Genomic DNA, 16,477 nt, shown 5'->3' on the forward strand with positions numbered 1-16,477 from the left:
AGGGTATGGGGGCCCAGCGCCCGACCCACCGATCGGCCCTACGACCAAGGTCGGACGGCCCGTGCCTCACCATCGGACTATGCTCGATCCCATGACTTTGTCTGGGAGGGCTGTCATGCGTTACGAAGATGTCTATCGACGTTCGGTCGATGAACCCGAGGCGTTCTGGGGCGAAGAGGCCCAGCGCATCTACTGGCACACGCCGCCGCAGCAGATCCTCGATTACAGCAACCCGCCGTTCCGGCGCTGGTTCGTCGGCGGGGAAACCAACCTCTGCTACAACGCGGTGGACCGCCATCTGGTCGATCGCCCCGACCAGCTCGCGCTGGTCGCGGTCTCCAGTGAAACCGGCGTCACCCGCGAGATCACCTACCGCGAGCTGCACCGCGAAGTAAATGCCTTCGCCGCCGTGCTGCTGCGGCTGGACGTGCAGCGCGGCGATCGCGTGGTGATCTACATGCCGAACATGGCCGAGGCAGTCTTCGCGATGCTGGCCTGCGCGCGCATCGGTGCCATCCACTCGGTGGTGTTCGGTGGCTTCGCCGCGCACAACCTGGCACTGCGCATCGACGACGCCGAACCCAAGCTGCTGATCGCCGCCGATGCCGGCAAGCGCGGTGGCAAAGTGATTCCCTACAAAGCGATGGTCGATGCCGCCTGCGCCGAAGCCGCTTCGCCGCCGCCGCACGTGCTGATCGTCTCGCGCGGGCTGGACCCGGCCGAGCCGAAGGTGCCCGGCCGCGACGTGGACTACGCCGCGTTGCGCGCCGAGGTGGGCGACCAGGATGTGCCGGTGGTGTGGCTGGAATCCAGCGAGCCCAGCTATCTGCTGTATACCTCCGGCACCACGGGCAAGCCCAAGGGCGTGCAGCGCGACGTCGGCGGCTACGCGGTGGCGATGGCGCAGTCGATGGAGACCGTGTTCGATTGCAAGCCCGGCCAGGTGATGTTCTCCACCTCGGATGTGGGCTGGGCGGTCGGGCACTCCTACAACGTGTACGGCCCGCTGATCGGCGGTTGCACCTCGCTGCTGTACGAAGGGCTGCCGACCAGTCCCGATCCGGGCATCTGGTGGGCGCTGTGCGAACAGTACGGCGTGCGCACGCTGTTCTCCTCGCCCACGGCGATCCGCGTGCTCAAGAAGCACGATGCGGACTTCATCCGCCGCCACGATCTGGCCTCGCTGAAGTACGTCTTCCTTGCCGGTGAACCGCTCGATGAACCCACCGCGCACTGGATCAACGACGCACTCGGCAAGCCGATCATCGACAACTACTGGCAGACCGAAACCGGCTGGCCGGCACTGACCCTGCTGCCGGGCGTGGACATGAAACCGGTGCGCTTCGGCTCGCCCGGCTTCCCGAACCTCGGCTACCGGATGAAGGTCATCGATGAGAACACCGGCGAGACCGTCGCGCCGGGGCAGAAGGGCGTGCTGGTGATGATCCCGCCGCTGCCGCCGGGCTGCATGAGCACCGTCTGGAAGGACGATGCGCGCTTCATCCAGAGCTATTTCAGCCACTTCAAGGAACTGCTCTACAGCTCGCTGGACTGGGCGATCCAGGACGAAGACGGCTACACCTTCATCCTGGGCCGCACCGACGATGTCATCAACGTGGCCGGGCACCGCCTGGGCACGCGCGAGATCGAAGAGTGCATCGCCGGCCATCCGCTGGTGGCCGAGGCCGCCGTGATCGGGGTCAAGGATGAACTCAAGGGCCAGGTACCGCTAGTGTTCGTCACCCTCAAGCAGGCCCTTCAAGGCGACGGCAGTGCCGTGGTGGCCGAGATGATGCAGCGGGTGAGTGGCACGCTGGGCGCGGTCGCACGGCCGGCGCACATCCATATCGTCAACGCGCTGCCCAAGACGCGCTCGGGCAAGCTGCTGCGGCGCTCGCTGCAGGCACTGGCCGAGGAACGTGACCCGGGCGATCTGTCGACCCTGGACGACCCGGCGGCCCTGGACGAGATCCGGCGCGCGCTGGGCAACTGACCGGCCGTCGTCCTGGCGTGCCCCACGCGTCCCCACGGCCCGCCTTCCCCCGAGGGCGGGCCTTCAACGCCTGCCGTGCCACCGCCCAGGACCATGCTGCAGCGCATTACCGGCAAGCGGAGCGCTCCGGTAAGCTGCGCAGGCGATCGTTGCAGGCCTCACCGGCCCGGCGCCGCGCGCTGGGGACACGGCGCGCCACGCGCGGCCGGTGATGCGCATCGGCCTGGAAGATCGCAAGGGGGCGCGTACGCATCGGCGAATGTCCGGGTGCCACGCGCGGTGATGCACCACGTGAGGGGGAACACATGGCGTATATCCATGCCAAGACGGCCGCTGGCCGTCAGGAAATCGAGGACCGTGCACGGCGCCTGCCGCCGTCGCTGCGCTCCATTCTGCTGATGGTGGATGGTCAGCGCGATGACACCGCGCTGACCGCTCTGTTGCCGGGCCTGCGTGCACCGGAGGACGCGCTCGCGCAGTTGTCCGCGCAGGGCCTGATCGAGATCGTCGGCGGCAGTGTCGCGCCGGTCGTCGCTGCGGCCCTGACCGCCGGACGCGAGCAGGATCCGGACCTGTACAAGCGACTGTACGACTGGATGAGCGAATCGGTGCGCAGGCATCTCGGTCTGAAGGGCTATTTCATGCAGTTGAAAGTGGAGCGCTGTACCGATGCCGGCAGCCTCGAGACGCTGTGGCCGGACATGGCCGCCGCGATCAGCAAGGCGAAAAGCCCGGCGTTGGCCAACCGTTGGCTCGACGAAACGCGCGCGCTGGTGCAGGCCGATCCCGTGGTCGCCTGAGCCGAGGCCTCCACGGCAGTCAGCCAGCGCGGTGTTTAGAATGCGCGCTGATTCTGTGGCTGGAGAGCGGTGATGGTGGATGAGATCGAGGACGACGGCGCGCCTGGCTGGGAGGCCATCGATGCGGCGTTGAAGGCGGTGTATCCCGTGCAGGCGCCGCAGCATTACGGCCCGGTGCTGCGCTCGCTGCTGGGCGGTGAGGACCCGTTGGACGGCATCAGCGCGTACTGGAACGATGCGCCGCTGCCGCACTGGCATTTCGTCAGCTACGGCTTCTCCGAACTGTATGAAAAAGAGAGCGATGATCCGGCCACCAGTGGCTACGGGTTCGAGCTGAGCTTCCGGGTGGCCGCCGAAGCGGGCAGCGAGCCACCAGCGTGGGCGATGAACTTCCTGCAGAACCTGGCGCGCTACGTGTTCGCCAACGGCAAGGTGTTCCAGCAGGGCCACTACCTCAACGCGGGCGGGCCGATCGCCGCCGATACCGATACGCTGCTGCGGCACGTCGCCTTCATGCGCGACCCGCAGCTGCCCCCGCGCGAGACGCCCAACGGTTCGCTGGAGTTCCTGCAGGTGATCGGGCTGACCGATGACGAGATGGAGGCGGTGAAGCGCTGGTCGACCACCGGCGTGCTCGAGACGCTGCTGCCCAGGATGCCGCTGTGGATCACCGACATCGCGCGTGGCTCGCTGCTGGGCGACCCGGCACTGGCTGCCGCCGTGGCAGAGGGGGCGGCACGCGAGGGCTCGCAGACGGCCTATCTGTTCCTGGAAAAGCTGGCCTGGTCGGTGCAGGGCGAGGGCGCTGGGCAGCAGTTGACCCTGACGCTGGGCGCGCGCCAGGTGGAATCGCTGCTCGCGCTGCTGCCAGCGCGGTTGCTGTTCGGGCAGCCGTTGACGCTGGTCGGCAATGATCGGCAGATCACGCTGTCGCCAGCGGCGGTCAATGCGCTGGTGATCGACGCCGATGCGCTGGACTGCCAGTTGGCCCCGGCCACGGTGCAGGCGCTGGTTGCCACGGTCATGCCACGCCGCGGGACCTATGCGATCCCGGGCTGGCCGGCGCTGCAGGTAGTGGTGGAGCCGAGCGAGCTGCGCGATGCCGAGGGCACTGTGGTACGTACGATCGGGTAGAGCCACGCCATGCGTGGCTCCTTGTCCGGCCGGCGCGTCTGTTCTGGCCGGACCGCCTGCAGCCACCCATGGGGTGGCCCTACAGGAGGCCTTCGGCCTTCAGCACCGCCTGCACGCCGGTATCAGCCTCCATGCGCTGCTTGAAGGCGGCGAGGTTGTCCAGGCCGCTCAGGTCGATCTTCGCGCCCGCCGCCCAGCGCAGGGTGATGTAGAAGTAGGGGTCGGCGAAGCTGCGGAACCCGGCCAGCCAGGGGCGATCGGCCAGCTGCGCATCGGCGCGCTCGAACAGGCCACGCAGGCGCTTGCGGGCGGCGGCGCGGAGCGCGTCGTACTGGGTGTCGTCTCCGATGAAGGCGCCCGGCGCGAACAGCGGCTTGAACGCCGGGTGCAGGTCGGAGTTGACGAAGGACAGCCAGCGGGTGGCTTCGGCGCGCTGCTTGGGGCTGCCATCACCGGTCAGGCCGGCCTGCGGGTGGGTATCGGCGATATAGCCCATGATCGCCGCGTTCTGGGTCAGCACGAAATCGCCATCGACCACCACCGGGACCGAACCGGCCGGATTGAGGGCCAGGAACGGCGGTGCCTTCAGGGTGTCCTTGTCGAGCAGTTCCACCTCGAACGGCTGGCCGGTCCACTGCAGGGCGATGTGGTCGGCGGTGGAGCAGGCTCCGGGCTTGCTGTACAGCTTCATGGGAACTCCGTTGCGGATCGGTGGAAGGTGAGCCGCCCACTATTCCAGAGCTGGCCCTTCATCCTCAACGGTATCGCCGTAACAGATCGTTACGACGCGCGCGGCTTGAGTTTCTGCACGCGGTAGAACGTGTGGTCGCCGATGGTGGCCACCTGGTAGGCGTTGCGCCAGCTCGGGTTGGCGATCGCCATGGCGGCGAAGTGGCTCGCGCCGGGCACGATCTCCTTGCGCTCACCGGCGGGCAGGGCCCAGTTGCGCTCGGCATCGAAGACCACGGTCATCGCTTCCTGCCAGGCATCGGCGTTGCCGAGCTGGGTGCCGGGCGCGACGATGGTCGGGGCGAACTGCTTGCGGGCGGTCACCACCTGGCACATCGAGTCGCCCCACAGGCCGCTGTCCAGCCGGCGCAGAGCCACTTCCGCGACGGCTTGCTGGCCGCGCAGGGTCTGGTCACGCGCTTCGAGGTAGACGGTCGTGCTGAGGCACAACGAATCGGCGGCAGGCTGCGGCAACAACTGTGACAGCCAGAGAATCCAGGCCAGTTTCATAAATCTCCTTGCTCCGTGTGGGCCGCACCTGGCTGTTCCATCCGATCGTGCGGACGGGGCGTGGGATACGACTTGGCGTCATGGGGAGGCGGCCATCGGGGCCGCCCGGGGGCGGACCCGAACAAGACGTGGGGTCCGCGCGCTCACTCGAACTGGGTGGTGAGCGGGAAAGTTGGCGCACGATAGGGGGGGATTTCCCAATACATCCTGAACCCGAAAGCTTGACATTCAGGTTGGGAGGTGGGGCTGAATCGGCGGTTCAGCCCCGTATTCAGGTCCGCTCGGACCGGCATCAGAGCCTGATCCAATCCCGGCTCAGAGTGCAGCGGCGACCCGGCTGCCCTGATTGATCGCGCGCTTGGCATCGAGTTCAGCGGCGACATCGGCACCGCCGATCAACTGTGCGGTGATGCCGGCGGCCTGCAGCGCGGCGTGCAGATCACGGCGCGGTTCCTGCCCGGCGCAGACCACCACATGGCTCACCGGCAGCAGTTGTTCTTCGCCCTCCACGCGGATACGCAGGCCGCTGTCGTCCACGCCCAGGTACTCCACGCCGCCGAGCATGCTCACGCCCCTGGCCTTGAGCGTGGCCCGGTGGATCCAGCCGGTGGTCTTGCCCAGGCGGGCGCCGGGCTTGCCCGGGCTGCGCTGCAGCAGCCACACCTTGCGCGCGGGGGGCTCCGGCGCCGGCCTGGCCAGCGCGCCACGGCCCTCGAAGCTGGGGTCCACGCCCCATTCGGCCATCCAGCGTGCCGGGTCCAGCGCCGAGGAGGGGCCCTCGTGGACCAGGAACTCGCCGACATCGAAGCCGATCCCGCCGGCGCCGATGATCGCGACCTGCTCGCCCACCCGGACCCGGCCGAGCAGCACGTCCAGGTAGGTGACCACCTTGGGATGGTCGGCGCCGGGAAAATCGACCCGGCGCGGGGTGATGCCGGTGGCGATGACCACCTCGTCGAAGTTGGCCAGCGCGGCCACGTCGGCCACGGTGTCCAGCCTCACATCGACACCGGTCTCGTCCAGCTTGTGGCGGAAGTAGCGCAGCGTCTCGTGGAATTCTTCCTTGCCCGGGATGCGCTTGGCGACGTTGAACTGCCCGCCGATCTCGCTGCCGGCATCGAACAGCGTGACCGCGTGGCCGCGCTCGGCAGCCACGGTCGCGCAGGCCAGCCCGGCCGGGCCGGCACCGACCACGGCAATCCGGCGCGGCGCGGTGGTCGGGCGGTAGACCAGCTCGGTCTCGTGCACGGCGCGCGGGTTGACCAGGCAGCTGGCGGTCTTGTTCTCGAACACGTGGTCCAGGCAGGCCTGGTTGCAGGCGATGCAGGTGTTGATCGCCTCCGGGCGGCCGGCGCGCGACTTGTTGGCCCACTGCGGGTCGGCCAGCAGCGGCCGCGCCAGCGAAACCATGTCGGCACCGCCCGCGGCGAGGATGCGCTCGGCCACGTCGGGCATGTTGATGCGGTTGGTGGCGATCACCGGCACGCGCACATGCGGCTTGAGCTTGGCGGTGACCCCGGCGAAGGCGCCGCGCGGCACCGAGGTGGCGATGGTGGGGATGCGCGCCTCGTGCCAGCCGATGCCGGAGTTGATCAGGGTCGCGCCCGCCGCCTCGATGGCCTGGGCCTGCTGCACGATCTCGGCCCAGTTGCTGCCGTCGGGCACCAGATCCACCAGCGAGAGCCGGTAGATGATGATGAAGTCCGGCCCGCAGGCCTCGCGGATGCGGCGCACGATCTCCACCGCAAAGCGCATGCGCTGCGCCGCGTCGCCGCCCCAGCGGTCGTTGCGCTGGTTCGTGCGTGGCGCGATGAATTCGTTGATCAGATAGCCTTCCGAGCCCATCACCTCGACGCCGTCGTAGCCGGCCTCGCGGGCCAGCCGCGCGCTGCGTGCGTAATCGGCGATATGGCGGTCCACGCTGCGCGCGGACAGCGCCCGCGGGGTGAACGGGTTGATCGGTGCCTTCAGCTTGGAAGGCGCCACCGACAGGGGGTGGTAGGCGTAGCGGCCGGCATGCAGCAGCTGCAGGCAGATCCTGCTGCCGTTGTCGTGCACGGCCCGGGTGCCCTGGCGATGCGGTCGCACCTCCCACGGCCAGGAGAGCTTGCCGCCGAACGGCTTGAGCCAGCCGACCACGTTGGGGGCGAAGCCGCCGGTGACGATCAAGCCGACGCCGCCGGCCGCCCGCTCGGCGAAATACGCCGCCAGGCGCGGGAAATCGCGCGCGCGGTCTTCCAGACCGGTGTGCATGGACCCCATCAGGACCCGGTTGCGCAGCTGGGTGAAACCCAGGTCGAGCGGGGCGAACAGATGCGGATAGGCGGCGGATTCAGCGGCTGGCGACATGTGGATACGCTTGCGTACGGAAGCCCGCAGGGTGCCGCGAAAGCCCCTGAAGAGCAAGCGAATGTGTCCTGCCACGCACCGACCGCCGGTCGGTGCGGAGGCCCGTTATGGGGTGACGGTTGCCGGGGCGGGCTTGCGGATGCCGAACAGCGGCAGCGTGATGCCGCACAGCGGGCCGATCAGCAGGGCGAAGGCGAGGGTGCCGACACCGACATTGCCGCCCAGCCACCAGCCGATCAGCAGCACGGTGCCTTCGATCGCGCTGCGCACGATCCAGATCGGCCAGTCGCTGCGTGCGTGCAGGCCGGTCATCAGGCCATCGCGCGGGCCCGGGCCGAAGCGCGCGCCGATGTACAGGCCGGTGGCCAGCGCGACCAGCAGCAGGCCACACAGGAACATGGGGATCTGCCAGGCCAGGCCGTGCAGCTCCGGCAGCAGCCACAGCCCGAACTGCGCGCTGGGGCCGATCAGCAGCACGTTGAGCACGGTGCCCAGGCCCGGCTTCTGCCGGATCGGCCACCACAGCAGCAGCACCAGCGCGCCGATCACATTGGTGGCCACGCCGAAGGAGAGCGGTGTCTGCAGCGCGATGCCCTGCGAAAGCACATCCCAGGGCGCCACGCCGATCGCGGCGCGGATCATCACCGCCGCACCGAAGCCATACAGGAACAGACCAAGCAGGAGTTGCAGCAGGCGCAGGGGCAGGGAAGTGGGCATGGCGATGTCACCGGAAGGGCCACTGAATGTAGGCGGCGCCGGGCCGCGCCGACAGATACAGATGACCGCGAATGTGCGCTGACACGTTGCCGCGCCGGTTACGCCCAGCCCGACAGCACCAGCTTGCCGATCACCCCGCCGCCTTCCAGCCGCCGGTGCGCCTCGCGCAGGTTCGCCGCATTGATCGTACCCAGGTGCGTGTGCGCGGTGGTGCGCAGCTCACCGGCGTCGATCAGGCTGGCGGCGCGGCCCAGGATGCAGTGCTGCTCGATCATGTCGGCGGTCTGGAAGCGCGAGCGCGCGAACATGAATTCCCAATGGATGCCAATGCACTTGGCTTTGTAGGGATCGCCGATCCGCAGGGGTCCACGGGGTTCGACGATCAGCCCCACATGCCCCTGCGGGGCCAGCAGTTCGCCCAGCGCGTCCCAGTAGTGGTCGGTGTCGGCCAGGTTCAGCGCGACCTGCACCTGCGTGATCCCCAGCGCCTGCAGCTGCGCCGCCAATGGCTGGCGATGATCGATCACGTGGTCGGCGCCCATCTGCAGGCACCACGCACGGCTCTGCTCGCGCGACGCGGTGGCGATCACGGTGAAGCCTGCATGGCGCGCGAGCTGGATCGCCATCGAACCGACGCCGCCGGCACCGCCGATGATCAACAGATGCTGGCCGCGATGGCGGCGATCTTCGAACTGCAGCGGCATGCGCTGGAACAGCAGCTCCCAGGCGGTCAGCGTGGTCAATGGCAACGCCGCGGCTTCGGCGAAATCCAGCGTGGTGGGTTTGCGCCCGACCAGGCGCTCATCCACCCACTGGTACTGCGCATTGCAACCGGGGCGGGTGACATCGCCTGCGTAATACACCTCATCGCCGGGCGCGAAAGCGCTGACTTCCGGGCCGACGGCTTCCACGACACCGGCCGCGTCGTAGCCCAGGATCCGCGGCGGGTTTTCGTGCTGCGCGCGCGGCGCGCGCTGTTTGGTATCCACGGGATTGACGGAAACAGCGTGTACCCGCACCAGCAGGTCGCGCCCCTGGGGCGCGCCGGGTGTCGCCACATTCACGTCCTGCAGCGCGGCGGGGTCTTCAATCGGCAGATACTGGGTCAATCCCACGGCTTTCATGTCGGCTCCGGAACGAGGGAATCCTCCCCATCATACGGATCACGCCGTCCCTGTTTTTGCGCTGAATCAAGGCGCCATCGCGATTTGAACCCTAACGTGAAAAATGTGTCGCGACGTCGCCTGAATTAGGCAAAACCCTTGTCATTGCTGGGTCTTGCGGAATTTCATCAACCTGTATAGGGTGCCACCAGCTGGACCCGGTAGAGGTCTGGCGGTCGTCTTCACATGTTACGTGACTGTTAACATCACCTTCACTCGCCTGAGCATAATGTTCGCGGCGGTGGCGTGCTGAATCGGCAGTCTGAAAACGACGCAGTAGTGCTGGCCCATGCCTCTACCGGTTTCATACCCCCGAAATAGGAGCTGTACTCAATGAACAAGAAGATCCTTACTGCCGCGCTGCTGGGCGGTCTGGCTTTCGCCCAGGCTGCATCGGCGCAGGATTTTGACGACCGCTGGTACCTGACCGGTTCGGCCGGCTTCAACTTCCAGGATAGCGACCGTCTGACCAACGACGCTCCGTTCGTTACCCTGGGCCTCGGTAAGTTCATCAGCCCCAACTGGTCGCTGGACGGCGAGCTGAACTACCAGAACCCGAACTTCGATGCCAATCAGGATCTGAACTGGAGCCAGTACGGCGCCTCGCTCGACCTGCGTCGCCACTTCATCCAGGAAGGCCGCGGCTGGAACCCGTACCTGCTGTTCGGTCTGGGCTACCAGAAGTCGGAAGAAGAGTACGCAGCGCTGAACACCAACGGTCCGCGTGAGCGCAAGGACGGCAACTTCGCCGCCAAGCTCGGCGTCGGTCTGCAGACCACCTTCGAAAAGCGCGTCGCCGTGCGTGCCGAAGTGGCCTACCGCGCTGACTTCGACGACCAGAGCGTTGCTGCTCCGAGCGAAGACTGGTTCGGCGACGTGCTGGCTTCGGTCGGCGTCGTGATCCCGCTGGGCCCGGCCCCGGTTGCTGCCGTGCCGGCTCCGGCTCCGGTTGCCCCGAGCTGCGCCGACCTGGATGACGATGGTGACGGCGTCAACAACTGCGACGACAAGTGCCCGAACTCGCAGCCTGGCCAGACCATCGGTCCGGACGGTTGCCCGGTCCCGGTGTCGATCGATCTGAAGGGCGTGAACTTCGACTTCGACAAGTCGAACCTGCGTCCGGACGCGGTTGCGATCCTGAGCGAAGCTTCGGAAATCCTGAAGCGTTACCCGGATCTGCGCGTTGAAGTGGCCGGTCACACCGATTCCAAGGGTACCGACGCTTACAACCAGAAGCTGTCCGAGCGTCGTGCTACCTCGGTGTACAACTACCTGACCCAGAACGGCGTTGACGCTTCGCGTCTGGTCGGTCCGATCGGTTACGGCGAGAGCCGCCCGATTGCGCCGAACACCAACCCGGATGGTTCGGATAACCCGGAAGGTCGCGCCAAGAACCGTCGTACCGAGCTGAACGTCCAGAACTAATCCTTCTGGCAGTACAGTCTCATCAGCAGGGCCCGGCATTGCCGGGCCCTGTTTTTTTTGCCTCTGGTTTGCCAGAATCAGAGAAATCAACAATAAATCCAACAAGTTGCCGTATTCATTGAAGGTGGCGCTTGAAAGACGTTGTGGCGCTGTTAAACTCGCCGCGTCGACCCCTTCCTGGATGCATCCCATGCAGCGTTTTGCACTGGCCGCCGCGCTTGGCCTGGCCCTGGTTCCCACCGCCCACGCTGCCGTGGACTGTTCGGCACCTGTCAGCGCATCACCGCTGCCGCTGCCAGCCACCGCGATCGCACCGGTGGCCGAAGAGCTGTACATCCGCAACGTGCAGCTGGGCATGCCTGCCGGCGTGCTGACCTCCAACTTCGACCAGGAACAGTCGCTGGACCGCGTGCTGCAGCGCCTGCGCATCGACGGCTGCCAGAACATCGCCAAGGCGATCCCCAGCGCACCGGTGATCAACCCGAACGATCCGGCCGCCTACAAGCCGCAGACCGAGTTCGACAACACGCCGTGGCGCTTTGACATGAGCCAGAACGGCAAGCGCATGACCGCCGAAGAGTTCGACGCCTGGATGAAGGCGCGCGGTGTGCGCGTGGTCAAGGCGCGCCCGGTACCGGCTGCCGTCCCGGCCGCCGCCACCGAAGCCCCGGCTGAGACCAAGCCGGTGGACAAGAAGTAAGCCGCCTGAGCGGAGCACGATGACGACACGCCGGCCACCCGCCGCGAACGCGTCCCGACCACGCCGCCCCGAGCGGCGTGCGAGCCCCGCAACAGGCAGCCGCAGCACCGCCTCCAGCGCCACCCCGACCGCACCGCGCCATGGCCTGGCGCGGGTACTGTCCAAAGCCGGGCTGTGCTCGCGCACGGAAGCCGCGCGCTGGATCGCCGAGGGCCGGGTCACGGTCGATGGCCGTGTCATCAACAACCCCGAATTTCCCATCATCGACGGCCGCCACCACGTGCGCGTCGATGGTCAGCCGCTGGACGCCCCCAAGCGCGTGTACCTGCTGTTGAACAAGCCGCGCGGCCTGGTCACCACCGCGCAGGACGAGCGCGGCCGCGACACCGTCTACCGCTGCTTCGACGATGCCGGGCTGCCGTGGATTGCGCCGGTCGGGCGCTTGGACAAGGCCAGCGAAGGCCTGTTGCTCTTCAGCAATGATCCGCAGTGGGCCGCGCGCCTGACCGATCCGGCCACCGGTCCGGACAAGACCTATCACGTCCAGATCGATGCCATCCCCGACGCCGCGCAGCTGCAGGCGTTGTGCGCCGGCATCGAGGACGAGGGCGAATGGCTGCGCGCGCGCCGCGCCACGCTGCTGCGCAGCGGAGACAAGACCGCCTGGCTGGAAATCGTGCTGGAGGAGGGCCGCAACCGGCATATCCGCCGGTTGCTGGCCGCCTTGGACATCACCGTGCTGCGCCTGGTACGCGTGGCGATCGGCCAGCTGCCGCTGGGCGAGCTGGGCAAAGGCGCCTGGCGCGAGCTCAGCCAACACGATCTGGATCTGCTTCATGCCGTGGCCGACAGCGCCGCGGCGACACCGTGACCTTGTGGCCTGCCGGCAGGTGGCAGGCCAGTCGACCCGGGCAATGGATGGCCTTCGAAGGGACGTTCCGTTCAACACCGGGAGTAAGACCATGCACGTCAGTACCCTCAACCGTTCCCTGTTTCGTGGCGCCTGCCTGCTGTTGCCGGCCGCGCTGCTGACCGCCTGCGGCGGACACAAACAGATCGCCAAGCAGGATCCGCCGGTGACCGACAAGGTGGTGGAGATCAAGATTCCCGAGCTCGATGGCCGCGGCAGCTACCGCTTCCTGATGAGCGATGGCGACAAGCGCATGAGTGCCGACGAGTTCGATGCCTGGATGAAGGCCAACGGTATCCGCGTGGCCAAGGGCAACGGCCAGGATGGCCCGGTCGCGGCACCAGTGGTGGTGGCCAGCAAGGAAGAGGCCAAGGACAAGAAGCAAAAGAAGAAGTAACCCGCCGCGCGCGTCACCCCAACGGTAGAGCCGACCGTCGGTCGGCTGGAGCACGCAAGGCGTGCCCCGCATCCGATGTCCACACCCCCCACCAACGGTAGAGCCGACCGTTGGTCGGCTGAGGCACGCAAAGCGTGCCCCCATGCCGGAGGTTCATGACCTGCGACGAGAGGCAGCCGACCAACGGTCGGCTCTACCTCCGCAATGCGCGGGTGCTACGGCCGTGCCGACCGTTGGTCGGTTGCGGCCCTCAGCCCTTGATCACGCCCAGCTCGACGCCGATGCGGGTGAACGCATCGATGGCGCGGTCCAGGTGCGCACGCGTGTGCGCGGCGCTGATCTGGGTGCGGATGCGGGCCTGGCCCTTGGGCACCACCGGGAAGAAGAAGCCGATCGCGTAGATGCCTTCTTCCAGCAGGCGCTCGGCGAACTTCTGCGCGAGCGGCGCGTCGTACAGCATCACCGGGCTGATCGGGTGCACGCCCGGCTTCACGTCGAAGCCGGCAGCCGTCATCTTCTCGCGGAAGTAGGCGGTGTTCTCGGCCAGCGTGCTGCGCAGGTCGTCGGCGGCGGCCAGCATTTCAAAGGCCTTGATGCCGGCGGCGACCACGTGCGGCGGCAGCGAGTTGGAGAACAGGTACGGGCGCGAGCGCTGGCGCAGCAGCTCGATCACTTCGGCGCTGGCGCAGGTGAAACCGCCCAGTGCGCCGCCCATGGCCTTGCCCAGGGTGCCGGTGATGATGTCGATCTTCTCCAGCACGCCCTTGACCTCGGCCGAGCCGCGGCCGGTTGGGCCGAGGAAGCCGGTGGCATGGCATTCGTCGATGTGCACCAGCGCGTTGTACTTCTTCGCCAGTGCGGTGATCTCATCCAGCGGGGCGATGAAGCCGTCCATCGAGAACACGCCGTCGGTGGTGATCAGCTTGGTCTTGCAGCCGGCCGCATCGGCGGCCTGCAGCTGGGCTTCCAGATCGGCCATGTCGCAGTTGGCGTAGCGGAAGCGCTTGGCCTTGCACAGGCGCACGCCGTCGATGATCGAGGCGTGGTTGAGCGAATCGGAAATGATCGCATCGTGCTCGCCCAGCAGCGGCTCGAACAGGCCGCCGTTGGCATCGAAGCAGGCCGCGTACAGGATGGTGTCCTGCTTGCCGAAGAACCCGGCGATCTGCTTTTCCAGCTGCTTGTGCAGGTCTTGGGTGCCGCAGATGAAGCGCACCGAGGCCATGCCGAAGCCGTGGGTATCCAGCGCGTCCTTGGCCGCCTGGATCAGGTCCGGATGGTCGGCCAGGCCCAGGTAGTTGTTGGCGCAGAAGTTCAGCACGGTACGGCCGTCGTCCAGGGTGATCTCGGCCGACTGCGGGCTGGTGATGATGCGTTCGGACTTGAACAGGCCCTGGGCGCGGATCGCCTCGAGTTCTTCAACGTAGTGCTGGGTCAGCGAGGCGGTGGTGGCGTCGGTCATGGCAGGCAGTCTTCGGCACGGGAAACCCGGGATTTTACCTGTCGCAGGCGGCCGCCGGGTTGCACGTCCGGTCGATCGCGCCGGGGCCGGCGGGGAACCGTTGCAGACGTGATTGTTGCATCGCAATATCAATCAGGTTAAAAAACTGTAAACCGCACCGTTCCGCCCACCCCCACGTCTGGAGAGACCCCGCATGAACCACGCCACGCGCTGTACCGCCGCCGTTGTGCTCTGCGCCGCCCTGCTTGCCCCGTTTGCCGCCAGTGCCCAGGACGAGGCCGCCTCTCCCTTCAGCTGGAACGTGACCGGCGTGTCGGACTACGTGTTCCGCGGTGTCTCCCAGACCGATGAAGATCCGACGATCCAGGCCGGTTTCACCTATACCTCGCCGGTCGGCCTGTACGCCGGTGTCTGGGGCTCGGGCGTGGACTTTGGCGATGGCGGCCCGGATGCCGAGGTCGACTACCTGATCGGCTACGCCTTCGACGTGACCGACACCGTCAACCTGGACCTGCTGCTGAACCGCTACACCTACCCGGGTTCCAGCGAACTGGCGTACAACGAGTTCATCACCAAGACCACCTTCGCCAAGCAGTACAGCCTGACCGTGACCTACACCAACGACGTGTTCAATTCGGGCACCGATGCGTGGTACTACGCCGTGGGTGGCGAGTGGGCGCTGCCGCAGGACTTCACGTTGAGCGCCAACGTCGGCCGCAGCACCTTCGAAGAAGGCATCTCCAAGGATTACACCGACTGGAACGTCGGCGTCAGCCGCCAGTTCGGCCTGTTCAATCTCGGCCTGGGCTACTACGGCACCGACGGCAACGGCCGCGACAACTCCGGCAAGCTGGCCGACAGCCGCGTGGTGTTCACGGTCGGCATCGGGCAGTAACCGGCGCCCGACACCGCCGACCACCTCGCGAACCAGAAAAGGCGCCCGGATGGGCGCCTTTTCACTGTGGGTCTCACACCGGAACCCCTGCTGGAGCGCCGCCCCCTTCTTGTTCAAGGGGGCGCGCCAACGGCGCGGGAATACGGTGGATTGGACCATTGATCATCTGTGCCGAAGGCGCAGGTGATCAATTCCAGCTCAACACCACCTTGCCGGCCTTGCCCTGTTCCATCAGGTCGAAGCCCTTCTGGAACTCATCGATCGGCAGCTGGTGGGTCATCACCTTGCCCAGCGGGAAGCCGGACAGCACCAGCTGGGTCATCTTGTACCAGGTCTCGTACATCTTGCGGCCGTAGATGCCCTGCACGGTCAGGCCCTTGAAGATGATCTTGTCCCAGTCGCAGCCCGCGCCCTTGGGCATGATGCCGAGCATGGCGATCTTGCCGCCGTGGTACATGCAGTCGAGCATGTCGTTGAACGCGCGCGGGTTGCCGCTCATTTCCAGGCCCACGTCGAAGCCCTCCATGTGCAGCTCCTTCATCACGTCCTTGAGCGAGGTGTTGGACACGTTGACCACGCGGGTGGCGCCCATGTCGGCGGCCAGCTTCAGGCGGAAATCGTTGACGTCGGTGACCACCACGTTGCGCGCGCCGATGTGCTTGCAGATGCCCGCGGCGATGATGCCGATCGGGCCGGCGCCGGTGATCAGCACGTCCTCGCCGATCACGTTGAACTCCAGCGCGCAGTGCGCGGCGTTGCCGTACGGATCGAAGAAGGCGGCCAGCTCGGACGGGATCTGGTCCGGGATCGGCCACAGGTTGCTGGCCGGCATCACCATGTATTCGGCGAAGGCGCCGTTGACGTTGACGCCGATGCCCACGGTGTTCGGGCACAGGTGCTGGCGGCCGCCGCGGCAGTTGCGGCAATGGCCGCAGACGATGTGGCCTTCGGCCGAGACGCGCTGGCCGATTTCATAACCGGTCACGCCCGGGCCGATCTCGGCGATGCGGCCGACGAACTCGTGGCCGATGGTCAGGCCCGGCTTGATCGTGCGCTGGCTCCACTCGTCCCACAGGTAGATGTGCAGGTCGGTGCCGCAGATGGCGGTCTTTTCCAGCTTGATCAGGACCTGGTTCGGACCGGGGGTGGGGACCGGAACCTCTTCCAGCCAGATGCCCTTGGCGGCTTCGCGTTTGACCAGGGCCTTCATTGTTTGCTGCGCCATCGGGGTGGAACTCATCTGGGGGAAAACGCGGATTATAGAGCCGCTGGCGTTTTTCCCATGTTGCAGCG

At 66.8% G+C, this 16,477-nt stretch carries 15 protein-coding genes; 8 read left to right on the forward strand and 7 right to left on the reverse strand.

Annotation, left to right across the window (positions count from 1 at the left end; all coding sequences use genetic code 11):
• The first annotated feature begins 115 nt into the window (after positions 1–115).
• The 3 genes from prpE (at position 116) to HMPREF3113_RS15100 (ending at position 3,927) form a co-directional block, all read left to right on the forward strand.
• Positions 116–1,993 (forward strand): propionate--CoA ligase, encoded by a 1,878-nt coding sequence (gene prpE, locus HMPREF3113_RS15090; protein ID WP_070473725.1) that lies wholly within the window; start codon positions 116–118, stop codon positions 1,991–1,993.
• 305 nt (positions 1,994–2,298) lie between these two features.
• A complete protein-coding gene (locus tag HMPREF3113_RS15095) occupies positions 2,299–2,793 on the forward strand; it encodes a hypothetical protein (RefSeq protein ID WP_070473727.1) in 495 nt (164 codons plus the stop codon).
• A gap of 72 nt (positions 2,794–2,865) precedes the next feature.
• Positions 2,866–3,927 carry a suppressor of fused domain protein gene (locus HMPREF3113_RS15100; RefSeq protein WP_070473729.1) on the forward strand — a complete coding sequence of 354 codons (1,062 nt, stop codon included), beginning with the start codon at positions 2,866–2,868 and terminating at the stop codon, positions 3,925–3,927.
• A 79-nt stretch (positions 3,928–4,006) separates the two neighbouring features.
• Here HMPREF3113_RS15100 and HMPREF3113_RS15105 read toward each other — a convergent pair whose 3' ends face one another.
• The 5 genes from HMPREF3113_RS15105 to HMPREF3113_RS15125 all read right to left on the reverse strand — a co-directional run bounded on the left by HMPREF3113_RS15105 (position 4,007) and on the right by HMPREF3113_RS15125 (position 9,356).
• Positions 4,007–4,618 (reverse strand): glutathione S-transferase family protein, encoded by a 612-nt coding sequence (locus HMPREF3113_RS15105; protein ID WP_070473731.1) that lies wholly within the window; start codon positions 4,616–4,618, stop codon positions 4,007–4,009.
• An 89-nt stretch (positions 4,619–4,707) separates the two neighbouring features.
• A complete protein-coding gene (locus HMPREF3113_RS15110; RefSeq protein WP_070473733.1) occupies positions 4,708–5,166 on the reverse strand; it encodes a cell wall hydrolase in 459 nt (152 codons plus the stop codon).
• 315 nt (positions 5,167–5,481) lie between these two features.
• Entirely contained in the window at positions 5,482–7,515 is a 2,034-nt protein-coding gene (locus tag HMPREF3113_RS15115; protein ID WP_070473735.1) for an NADPH-dependent 2,4-dienoyl-CoA reductase, read from the reverse strand.
• A 105-nt stretch (positions 7,516–7,620) separates the two neighbouring features.
• Positions 7,621–8,232 (reverse strand): membrane protein YczE, encoded by a 612-nt coding sequence (locus HMPREF3113_RS15120; RefSeq protein WP_070473737.1) that lies wholly within the window; start codon positions 8,230–8,232, stop codon positions 7,621–7,623.
• Between the two features lie 98 nt (positions 8,233–8,330).
• Positions 8,331–9,356, reverse strand: a complete 1,026-nt coding sequence (locus HMPREF3113_RS15125) for a zinc-binding alcohol dehydrogenase family protein (protein ID WP_019185839.1) — start codon at positions 9,354–9,356, stop codon at positions 8,331–8,333.
• Positions 9,357–9,728: 372 nt separating this feature from the next.
• Between HMPREF3113_RS15125 and HMPREF3113_RS15130 the strand changes: the two genes are divergently transcribed.
• From HMPREF3113_RS15130 to HMPREF3113_RS15145, 4 genes are all read left to right on the forward strand, one after another.
• Entirely contained in the window at positions 9,729–10,820 is a 1,092-nt protein-coding gene (locus tag HMPREF3113_RS15130; protein WP_019185837.1) for an OmpA family protein, read from the forward strand.
• Between the two features lie 190 nt (positions 10,821–11,010).
• Positions 11,011–11,520, forward strand: coding sequence for a hypothetical protein (locus HMPREF3113_RS15135; protein ID WP_019185836.1), 510 nt, complete (start codon positions 11,011–11,013; stop codon positions 11,518–11,520).
• 19 nt (positions 11,521–11,539) lie between these two features.
• The gene (locus HMPREF3113_RS15140) at positions 11,540–12,391 is read left to right on the forward strand and encodes a pseudouridine synthase (protein WP_070473739.1); all 852 of its coding nucleotides are present in this window, start codon (positions 11,540–11,542) and stop codon (positions 12,389–12,391) included.
• A gap of 91 nt (positions 12,392–12,482) precedes the next feature.
• On the forward strand, positions 12,483–12,827 hold the full coding sequence (locus HMPREF3113_RS15145) for a hypothetical protein (RefSeq protein WP_019185834.1): 345 nt from the start codon (positions 12,483–12,485) through the stop codon (positions 12,825–12,827).
• A gap of 250 nt (positions 12,828–13,077) precedes the next feature.
• Here HMPREF3113_RS15145 and kbl read toward each other — a convergent pair whose 3' ends face one another.
• Complete coding sequence (kbl, locus tag HMPREF3113_RS15150) at positions 13,078–14,289, reverse strand: glycine C-acetyltransferase (protein WP_070473741.1); 1,212 nt, start codon at positions 14,287–14,289, stop codon at positions 13,078–13,080.
• Positions 14,290–14,482: 193 nt separating this feature from the next.
• Between kbl and HMPREF3113_RS15155 the strand changes: the two genes are divergently transcribed.
• Positions 14,483–15,184 (forward strand): TorF family putative porin, encoded by a 702-nt coding sequence (locus HMPREF3113_RS15155; RefSeq protein ID WP_019185832.1) that lies wholly within the window; start codon positions 14,483–14,485, stop codon positions 15,182–15,184.
• Positions 15,185–15,371: 187 nt separating this feature from the next.
• Here the strand turns inward: HMPREF3113_RS15155 and tdh are convergent, their stop codons facing one another.
• Entirely contained in the window at positions 15,372–16,394 is a 1,023-nt protein-coding gene (gene tdh, locus HMPREF3113_RS15160) for an L-threonine 3-dehydrogenase (protein ID WP_026070190.1), read from the reverse strand.
• Positions 16,395–16,477: the final 83 nt, after the last annotated feature.

Origin of the sequence: Stenotrophomonas sp. HMSC10F06, assembly GCF_001807865.1 — a bacterium.
Taxonomy (GTDB): Bacteria; Pseudomonadota; Gammaproteobacteria; order Xanthomonadales; family Xanthomonadaceae; genus Stenotrophomonas; species Stenotrophomonas bentonitica_A.

Bases quoted from the DNA above. Each gene is read 5' to 3' on its own strand.
- kbl (WP_070473741.1), bottom strand. From the start codon at position 14,289: ATGACCGACGCCACCACCGCCTCGCTGACCCAGCACTACGTTGAAGAA.
- HMPREF3113_RS15130 (WP_019185837.1), top strand. From the start codon at position 9,729: ATGAACAAGAAGATCCTTACTGCCGCGCTGCTGGGCGGTCTGGCTTTC.
- prpE (WP_070473725.1), top strand. From the start codon at position 116: ATGCGTTACGAAGATGTCTATCGACGTTCGGTCGATGAACCCGAGGCG.
- HMPREF3113_RS15100 (WP_070473729.1), top strand. From the start codon at position 2,866: ATGGTGGATGAGATCGAGGACGACGGCGCGCCTGGCTGGGAGGCCATC.
- HMPREF3113_RS15155 (WP_019185832.1), top strand. From the start codon at position 14,483: ATGAACCACGCCACGCGCTGTACCGCCGCCGTTGTGCTCTGCGCCGCC.
- tdh (WP_026070190.1), bottom strand. From the start codon at position 16,394: ATGAAGGCCCTGGTCAAACGCGAAGCCGCCAAGGGCATCTGGCTGGAA.
- HMPREF3113_RS15105 (WP_070473731.1), bottom strand. From the start codon at position 4,618: ATGAAGCTGTACAGCAAGCCCGGAGCCTGCTCCACCGCCGACCACATC.
- HMPREF3113_RS15125 (WP_019185839.1), bottom strand. From the start codon at position 9,356: ATGAAAGCCGTGGGATTGACCCAGTATCTGCCGATTGAAGACCCCGCC.
- HMPREF3113_RS15145 (WP_019185834.1), top strand. From the start codon at position 12,483: ATGCACGTCAGTACCCTCAACCGTTCCCTGTTTCGTGGCGCCTGCCTG.
- HMPREF3113_RS15140 (WP_070473739.1), top strand. From the start codon at position 11,540: ATGACGACACGCCGGCCACCCGCCGCGAACGCGTCCCGACCACGCCGC.
- HMPREF3113_RS15135 (WP_019185836.1), top strand. From the start codon at position 11,011: ATGCAGCGTTTTGCACTGGCCGCCGCGCTTGGCCTGGCCCTGGTTCCC.
- HMPREF3113_RS15115 (WP_070473735.1), bottom strand. From the start codon at position 7,515: ATGTCGCCAGCCGCTGAATCCGCCGCCTATCCGCATCTGTTCGCCCCG.
- HMPREF3113_RS15095 (WP_070473727.1), top strand. From the start codon at position 2,299: ATGGCGTATATCCATGCCAAGACGGCCGCTGGCCGTCAGGAAATCGAG.
- HMPREF3113_RS15110 (WP_070473733.1), bottom strand. From the start codon at position 5,166: ATGAAACTGGCCTGGATTCTCTGGCTGTCACAGTTGTTGCCGCAGCCT.
- HMPREF3113_RS15120 (WP_070473737.1), bottom strand. From the start codon at position 8,232: ATGCCCACTTCCCTGCCCCTGCGCCTGCTGCAACTCCTGCTTGGTCTG.